The organism is Prosthecobacter sp. (assembly GCF_044227185.1).
Classification (GTDB): Bacteria; Verrucomicrobiota; Verrucomicrobiia; order Verrucomicrobiales; family Verrucomicrobiaceae; genus Prosthecobacter.
Genome location: NZ_JBGAFO010000013.1, coordinates 210,585 through 218,423, shown reverse-complemented (window position 1 = coordinate 218,423; position 7,839 = coordinate 210,585). Strand labels below are relative to the sequence as shown.

The window sequence follows — 7,839 nt, the reverse complement described above, 5'->3', positions numbered from 1 at the left end:
CGTCTCGGTGGACATCTGGGACGCAAGGGCGACGGCCACCCAGGAGCTCAGGTGCTATGGCAGGGACTCAACAAGCTCGACATGATCACCGATGTCTGGCGCAGGCTTCGGCCCCGGCAAACTTATGGGTAAAGATCAGCCTCCGAGCCCGCAGCACTCCGCGAAGCAGGAGAAACGCCGTGCTTTCCCTTCCGCCTCTACTCTGGATGCTGCCGCGTGTTTTTCCGTTAAGGGCTGCTGGTGTGAACGATTTCACGCAGAATGCTTGCCACCTGCTGCGGGCTCGGAGGCCCGCGCTCTACGGACTGTGTGGGGTGCGGTCGTTCAGCTGATTTTCAAACACGGCCTGGCAGCAGGGCACGCCACGGCAGGGATCGCATCACCACAGCGTGGGTGCCGCTGCCGCGGCACGGGTGTCCGGCAGAAGCTCTGAGAGGGGGACTTTCCCCGCGCAGAAATCCCAGCCGAGCCCCAGCGCGGCGATGTGGCTGGGGGCGATGCGGGCCCGGCGCAGCTCGTCCGTGCGGTCCACATCGAAGCACCCCGCCCTGACATAGGCAGCGGCGTCTCCAGGCGAAAAACCGGCCTGCAGCCACTGCCGCGCGGCCACCTGGGTGCCTTCGATTGCAGCGGCCATTTCAGCGAGATCGTGGGGACTGGGGTGCATGGGCGCAGTGTGGCACGTTTCGATGACTGTTCAAATAAACAGTTATTAAAATGAAGGCGGGGGAGGTTTGGCCGTCGAGTGATCCGCGAGTTCCGCCGTGGTGCTTCCTAAAAAACATTCATTTTATGTGCTGGAGCCCATAATCTCATTTGATGCGTTAAAGCCGACAGGGATGTTTTTTCGAAAGGGCTTCACGCTTGGTCTTGGAGCGGCAAAGCCGCCAAAGTAGCCATCTCGCTCCGCGAGATGTGCCCAGCGCTCCGCCGCACTTCGGGCGCTCGGTAGTCTGTGCATGCTTCGACGCTGCGTGAGCGCTGGGTCCTCTCGCGGAGCGAGGAGGACTACTTTCTGCGCCTGCGGCGTCAGCGGAGCAGGACGAAAAAAGCCCGGCAGGAGTGGCCTGCCGGGCGGGGGTTTTAGATGAGGAAGTCCCGGTTTGGAAAACGAGTGTTGGAATCGACAGCGACACCCAAACCGGAACGGACGAAAACAAAAACAAAAACGAGCTCGAGGTCGAGGTCGCAATCGCAGATCAATCAGTCCGGCAGCTTGACCGGCGCGGGGGCGGCGGTGTCGGTGGAGCCGCCGCTGTTGGTGCCGATGAAGGTGGAGTTCACGTTGCTCGGGTCGTCCTTGCGGTGGCGGTCCTTGAGGGGCTTGCTGCCGCCGAAGTAGATGCGCACGCCGCCGATGAGGTGGGCGTAGCTGTGCTCGCCCACGCCGGCGTCGGCGTAGAGGGCCACGCCGTTGATGGGCGTCTGCCACTCCACGTGCGCGACGTAGAAGTTGTGGTTGAAGCGGTTCTGGTACTCCAGGCGCACCATGAGATTGTCCATGGGGTAGATGGCGGCATACACGCGCGCGGCGGCAAAGCTCTGGTGCGTGGCCAGCCCCGGAAAGGTGGTGGGCACGCGGGAGTTGTAGTTGTCGTAGCCGGCCACGAGGCCGAGCGTGACTTTCTTGAAGTAGTACTCGCCTTCCATGCCGACGATGACGTCGGTGAACTTCTGGCTGGTCATGCCGCTGAAGGCCAGGCCGAGGAGGCCCTTGCCGGGATCTCGCGTGAAGAGGTGGGTGCCGACGCCGAAGATATTCGTGGAGAAGCCGTGCTGGTAGAGGCCGTCAAACTGCGCGCCAAAGCGCTGGCCCAGCGGCACGGAGATCGTGCCCGCCACACCGCGGGTGGAGCTGCGGTTGATGGCGCCGTAGTCGGCGTCGAGCTTGCCATTGATGCCGGACACGGCGGGTTCGGCGGCGGCGGCGGCGATGCCCGGCACAGGAGCGCCGGCATGAAGCTGCTGCGTGAGGGAGGCCACAGCCAAAGCTGCGAGAAGCGGGAGGGGGCGGAGGTGAATGTGGATGTGTTTCATCGTCGGTTGAGGTGAACACTCTCCCGAACGGACGGCGGAGGGACAATGAGCAGCGGCCTTAGCGAAAGGTAAGGGTAGCTTCAGGCGGGGTGATGGGGTGATGGGGTGATGGGGCGGCGGGCCCTGTGGCGCGGCTCTTCCTCCTCCTCTTTTACTCTTATAGCGGTTCGCAAAACTCATTTCCATTGAGCGGGCTGTTTCTTGATCGCGGATCATGGGCTTCGACGACGGCTGGCTGAGGACAGCCAGCCCTACCGGCGCTGGGCACTCGCATGCCTGCAGCGAGGCGGGGAGGCTGGTCCTCCAGCCTCCGCCGAACGTCTCCACGCGCCGCTGACCAAAAATCCGGTTTGGAAAACGCTATAATCACCGCCTTCGAGCGTCCCACCACCCCGCAAAAGAAGAAGCCCCCAGGAGCGCGGGCCTCCGAGCCCGCAGCAGGTCGCAGACACCTGCAAAACCACTCCCACCTCCCGTCAGGTCGCAAACACGAGCATTCAGGACGGCGCGCGGCGGCGGCGCAGGGCGCGGCGCTATATATAGCGGTTCGCAAAACTCATTTCCGTTGAGCGGGCTGTTTCTTGATCGCGGATCATGGGCTTCAACGGCGGCTGGCTGAGGACAGCCAGCCCTACCCCTACCTGCGCCGGGCACTCGCATGCCTGCAGCGAGGTAGGGAGGCTGGTCCTCCAGCCTCCGCCGAACGTCTCCACGCGCCGCTGAACGGAAATCCGGTTTGGAAAACGCTATACTCCCGGAAAAGGGAGGAAGAGGAGGAGTAGGAGGAAGAGGAAGAGTCGTCTTCTCGCTGCGCGAGATGTGCCTGGTGCTCTTGCCGCACTCCTGGCGTGGGAGAAGACTGGTGGGGGACACCGCACTCGGAGAGTGCGGACCACTCCGCGCGCTCGTCACGCGGGAGCGCTGTGTTTTTTTCGAGCGGCTTCGTGCTCTGCTTTCCGCGCGCTGCATGCTGCATGCTGCATGCTGCGAGCTGCATTCGTCATTCGGCATTTTTCCTGCGCGCGGCGCAGCGTGATCGAGGACGAGGACGAGGACGAGGACGAGTTCGAGAACGAGGACGAAGCTGAAGATGAAGGCTACCGCGTCACCGGAATCGCCTTGGGGATCACGGCTTCCTGGGGAACCGGCACGGCGGCGGGCACGGCGCCGGGGGCGCTGGCGCTTTGGTAGGGATCGTGGCCGACGACGACAGTGGAAAGCGGGGTGACGGGGACGATGCGGGCCTCCCCCTCCACAAAGAGGGCGCGGGGCGGCGCGGCCAGCAGCGGGGAGGCGGGGGCTTTGCTGTCCCAGCCGCGGGGCTTGCCCTCAGTGACCATGGCAAACACGGCGGACCACAGCGGCAGCGCGGCGGTGGCAGCGGTGACGGTGGCAGCCGTGGCGGTGCTCTTGGCGCTGATGGGCTGGTCTTTGTCATGCCCGATCCACACCAGGCAGGTGAGCGCGCGATCCGCGCCGATGAACCACGCGTCCGTGCGGTCATACGTGATGCCGCCGTACCCGGCGATGCTTTTATTCGCGAGGCCGTGGGCCAGCAGGGGCTTGCGGTACTCGGGGCGCTCCATCCCGGAGATCAGGGTCTCCCGCACATGGGAGACGGCGGCGGGGGCAAAGACCTCCGTGCTGCGCACCGAGGGGGCGAGAAGCAGGTGCGGCGTGGCGCAGAGGCGGCCGTCATTGGCGATGGCGGTGAAGGCGCGCGCAAACTCAATGAGCCGCAGCGGGCTCTGCCCCAGGGCAAAGGCGGCCTCCGTGCGCAGCGGGGTGGTGAAGGCGCAGCGGTTCAGCGCGGTGCGCAAAGGATCCAGCCCCACCTGGTAGGCCATGCGCACGGTGGCCGCAGTGCGGTTTTCCAAAAGAGACTCCATGGGCGTGATGGTGCCGCCGGTGTAGGCCACGGGCTCGCCCTCAGCACCCCATTCCCCCAGCGTGCCGGTGAGCCCGCCGATCATCGCCTGCTTGTTGTCCAGCGGGCCGTCGATCTGCGGCGCGTCAGTGACGTCTGGCTGCGCGGTGAGCGCGGCGGCATACACGAGCGGGAGAAAGGAGGTGCCGGGCGGGCGCACGCCCTCCAGCGCGCGGTTGAAGGGGCTGGTGGTGAAATCACGCCCGCCCTGCATGGCCAGGATGGCGCCGGAGTGATTGTCCAGCACGATGACGGCGCCCTGCAGCGCCTTGTCCTCAGGAGCCAGGTGCTCCAGATGCTGGCGCACCAGGGCATCGAGCTTGTGCTGCCAGGTCAGGCGCAGGGTCATCGTCATCTCCGGCGGCGTGCCGGGCTTCAGGCCCAGGCGCTGAAACTCGCTGCGCGCGGCGGCGAGCATGTAGCCGGTGCGCACGCGGGCCTTGTCATGCCGCGTCACCAGCGGCTGCGCTTTGGCGGCGTCCGCCTCGGCCTGGGTGATGCTCTTCGTCTCCACCATGCGCTGCAGGGAGAGGTCACGCTTCTGTCTGGCCAGCGCAGGCTGGGTGATGGGGGAGTAGGAGACCGGGGCCTTGATGATGCCGGCGAGCGTGGCGGACTCCACCAGCGTGAGGTCGTGCACATCCTTGCCAAAGTAGCAGCGCGCCGCCGCGCCCACGCCGCTGCAGCCGGTGCCGAGGTAGATGCGGTTCAGGTAATAGGTGAGGATCTGCTCCTTCGTGCATTCGCGCTCGATGCGCATGGCCAGAAAGATTTCCGTGAGCTTGCGCTCATAGCTGCGCCCCTGCAGGCCAAAGGCATTGCGCGCGAGCTGCTGGGTGATGGTGCTGCCGCCCTGGCGGATGCCCTTGGCGGTGAAGTTTTTCACCGCGGCGCGCGTGAGGCCGATGACGTCATACCCATGGTGGGAAAAGAAGCGCGCATCCTCCGTGGCGATGATGGCATCCGTCAGCGTGGTGGGCACGTCCTCGATAGTGACGAGCTCGCGCTCGATTTCGCTCGCGCTGCCGATGGGCTCGCCCTTCGCATCCACGATGAGGGTTTCATTCTGCCCGCGGTTCAGCGCGGACATGTCAAACGTGGCGGCGAGGCTGGCGTAGTGATGCCACACCAGCCCGAATGCGAGAAGGCCGATGAACGCGAACACCGCGCAGACTCCGCCCATGAAACGCAGCCAGCGGGGAAGCCGGCCATAGCGTGCGCGGACGTGTGAGAGGAGGAGCAGAAGGCGCGGGAGCATTGGCGGGGAGATTGTAATCTTCCTCCTCCTCTTACTCTTCCTCCTACTCCCTGAGAAAGGGAGAAAGGGAGGAAGAGGAGGAGTAGGAGGAAGAGGAGGATTTTTTGGTGCGGGAACTGGGGTGTCGGCGGGGCTCAGTGATCGGGGACGAGTTCGAGTAGGAGGACGAGGACGATTGGGAGAACTCTTCCTCCTCCTCCTACTCTTCCTCCTACTCCCTGAGAAAGGGAGGAAGAGGAGGAGTAGGAGGAGGAGGAGTCATCGGAACAAGCGGTGGAAAAAGCCGCCGACGGAATTGTCACGGTACTGCGGCGGGGGCGGGCGGCCGCCGTAGTAGTCTCCGGGCGAGGGCGGGCCGCCGTAGTAATAACCGGGCGGCGGGAGATTCATGATGTCGGGCGTGAGCGGATCGTTCTCCTCCTCCACGTTCAGCGGATCGTAGTTCACGCCGTGCGCGGTAGGCTTGTCCTGGATGTCGTGCAGCACTTTGGCCACGATGGGTGCGGCGGTGCCGCCGCCGGAGAGGCCGCCTTCGCCGGCGTTTCCCTCCACCATCACGGCAAAGGCCAGCGGTGGATTGGTGCCCACAAATCCGGCGAACCACACCACGTTTGCCTTCGCGCCGCGCAGCACCCACTGGGCGGTGCCGGTCTTGCCAAAGACGGGCACTTTTTTCAGGCGCGCGGCCCTGCCGGTGCCGTTCACATGGTTCACCACGCCAAACATGCCGCTGCGCACGGTGTCCAGGTCCATCTGGCTCACGGGCATGAGCGTCTCCCGGCAGGGCATGCTCACATCTCCGAGCTGGCCGGTCTGCGACTGCGTCTGCATGACGAGGCGCGGGCGCGGCCGGCAGGAGCCGTTCGCCAGCGTGGCCATCATCATGGCCACCTGCAGCGGCGAGGCCTCCGTGACGCCCTGGCCGATGGAGAGATTTGCCAGGTCGTGGTTTGAGGGCGCGCTCTGCGGCAGCAGGCCGCCCGCCGTCCTCAGCGGCAGCACGGGCGCGCTGCCCAGGCCAAACTCATGCGCCATGTAGAGGATGGGCCGGTCCCGCGTGGTCATGGCGGACTGGTAGAAGTACGTGTTGCAGGAGCGGATGAGCGCGGCGCGCGCATTGAACCAGCCGTGGTCGTCCTTGGACCAGTTGTCGAATTCGCGGCCGTCGATCATCAGCGAGGGGCCGCACTCAAACTCCCGCGCGGCATCCACCGTGCCGGCGCGCAGGCCTGCCATGACGACGAGGGGCTTGAACACGGAGCCGGGCGGGTAGGTGCCCAGCAGCGCGCGGTCAAACAGCGGGCCGTTGATGTCCTGCGTGAGCTTGGTGAAATCCGCGTCCGAGATGCCGCCGGCGAAGGCGTTGGGATCGTAGTGCGGGAAGCTGGCCATGGCGCGGATGTCCCCGGTGTAGGCGTCCACGATGACCATGGCGCAGCGGCGGCCGGAGTGGGCCAGCGCATTTTCCGCGCTGCGCTGGGTGTCCAGATTCAGCGTGGTCACCACATCGCGCCCGGCGGCGGGCGGGGTGAAGACCTGCTCATACGCCACGCTACCAGCATCTGCCATCATCAGGCACAGCGTGCCATCCGTGCCGGTGAGCTGCTTGTTGAAGGCGGCCTCCAGGCCGGAGGCGCCGCGGGTGCGCTGCCACAGGGGCTCGCTGCGCAGGATGGGGCCGGAGGGCGGCGGCCCGTCTGACGAGACGTAGCCCAGGATGTGCGCGGCCATGGCGCCGTGCGGGTAGTGGCGCACGTACTCGCTGCGCACGCTGGCATGCGGGTGCTTCTTCGGGTCCACCGGGATCTCCTGCGCCAGCGCATCGCTCACGGTGATGGGCAGCTCGCGGCGGCTCTCATAGTGGCGCTTTAAAAAATCCGCGTCCGGCATGCGCGCGGCGGGCAGGTCCGCCTGCACGGCGGCGATCTCCTGCTGCAGCCAGGCGGTGTAGGACTCCAGCGTGGCGCGCTGGTCAGCCGGCACGGTGAACTGCAGCCTGCGCACCAGCCCATTCTGCGCCAGCGGCCGCCCTTTGCGGTCCAGGATCTGCCCGCGTGGCGCGGGGATGGCGAAGTAAAAAGGCTTCACATCCGTGCGGGAGCCCGCGCCGGGCACAAACACCGCCGCAGGCGCGGCGTGCGCGGGCGTTTTATGTTTTTCGTGTTCGCCGGAGGCTTTGCCTTCGTGTTCGGCAGAGGATGTTTTGCTCTGGTGGCCGGCTGCCGTTTTGCCGCTGTGTGCGGGAGTTTTATCTTTGTGCGCAGGCGTGGCGCCGGGCACGGCCTGCGGTGCCGCGGTCTTCGCCGCGCCGGGCGGCGTGGGCACCACCTCGCTGCGCAGGATCTTCGCCGCCGGCTCCTCGGCGGGGTCAGCAAAAACCGGGGCGGAGGCCAGAAGGGCCGCGCCCAGCGCGCTGAGCCGCAGCCGCAGCCGCAGCCGCAGCCGCCAGGCGGCGCTGCCAGTGCTGAAGCGGAAGCGGGAGTGGGAGCCAGCACACGCGCGCCCTCCGGCACGGGTGAGTGCTGCACGAGGGGCGGACGACGTGGGAGAAATCACAGGCACAGGAATGAAATGAGAATACCGCGAACGACAGCAGACTGCCAGCGAATCCGGCTGC

Annotated in this window: 5 protein-coding genes; 1 reads left to right on the top strand and 4 read right to left on the bottom strand. The window is 66.0% G+C overall.

What is annotated here, in order from left to right; genetic code table 11:
- The coding region (locus tag ACILSQ_RS26395; protein ID WP_395746685.1) for an IS4 family transposase at positions 1–132 on the top strand (132 nt) is incomplete at its 5' end.
- 247 nt (positions 133–379) lie between these two features.
- Here the strand turns inward: ACILSQ_RS26395 and ACILSQ_RS26390 are convergent.
- The 4 genes from ACILSQ_RS26390 to ACILSQ_RS26375 all read right to left on the bottom strand — a co-directional run bounded on the left by ACILSQ_RS26390 (position 380) and on the right by ACILSQ_RS26375 (position 7,784).
- The gene (locus ACILSQ_RS26390; RefSeq protein WP_395746684.1) at positions 380–667 is read right to left on the bottom strand and encodes a hypothetical protein; all 288 of its coding nucleotides are present in this window, start codon (positions 665–667) and stop codon (positions 380–382) included.
- A 536-nt stretch (positions 668–1,203) separates the two neighbouring features.
- Entirely contained in the window at positions 1,204–2,037 is an 834-nt protein-coding gene (locus ACILSQ_RS26385) for a hypothetical protein (RefSeq protein ID WP_395746683.1), read from the bottom strand.
- 1,097 nt (positions 2,038–3,134) lie between these two features.
- Entirely contained in the window at positions 3,135–5,222 is a 2,088-nt protein-coding gene (locus tag ACILSQ_RS26380) for a transglycosylase domain-containing protein (RefSeq protein ID WP_395746682.1), read from the bottom strand.
- A gap of 258 nt (positions 5,223–5,480) precedes the next feature.
- Positions 5,481–7,784: a peptidoglycan D,D-transpeptidase FtsI family protein gene (locus tag ACILSQ_RS26375; RefSeq protein ID WP_395746681.1), complete on the bottom strand. Its 2,304-nt coding sequence runs from the start codon at positions 7,782–7,784 to the stop codon at positions 5,481–5,483.
- Between the last annotated feature and the right edge of the window lie 55 nt (positions 7,785–7,839).

Bases quoted from the DNA above. Each gene is read 5' to 3' on its own strand.
- ACILSQ_RS26390 (WP_395746684.1), bottom strand. From the start codon at position 667: ATGCACCCCAGTCCCCACGATCTCGCTGAAATGGCCGCTGCAATCGAA.
- ACILSQ_RS26380 (WP_395746682.1), bottom strand. From the start codon at position 5,222: ATGCTCCCGCGCCTTCTGCTCCTCCTCTCACACGTCCGCGCACGCTAT.
- ACILSQ_RS26385 (WP_395746683.1), bottom strand. From the start codon at position 2,037: ATGAAACACATCCACATTCACCTCCGCCCCCTCCCGCTTCTCGCAGCT.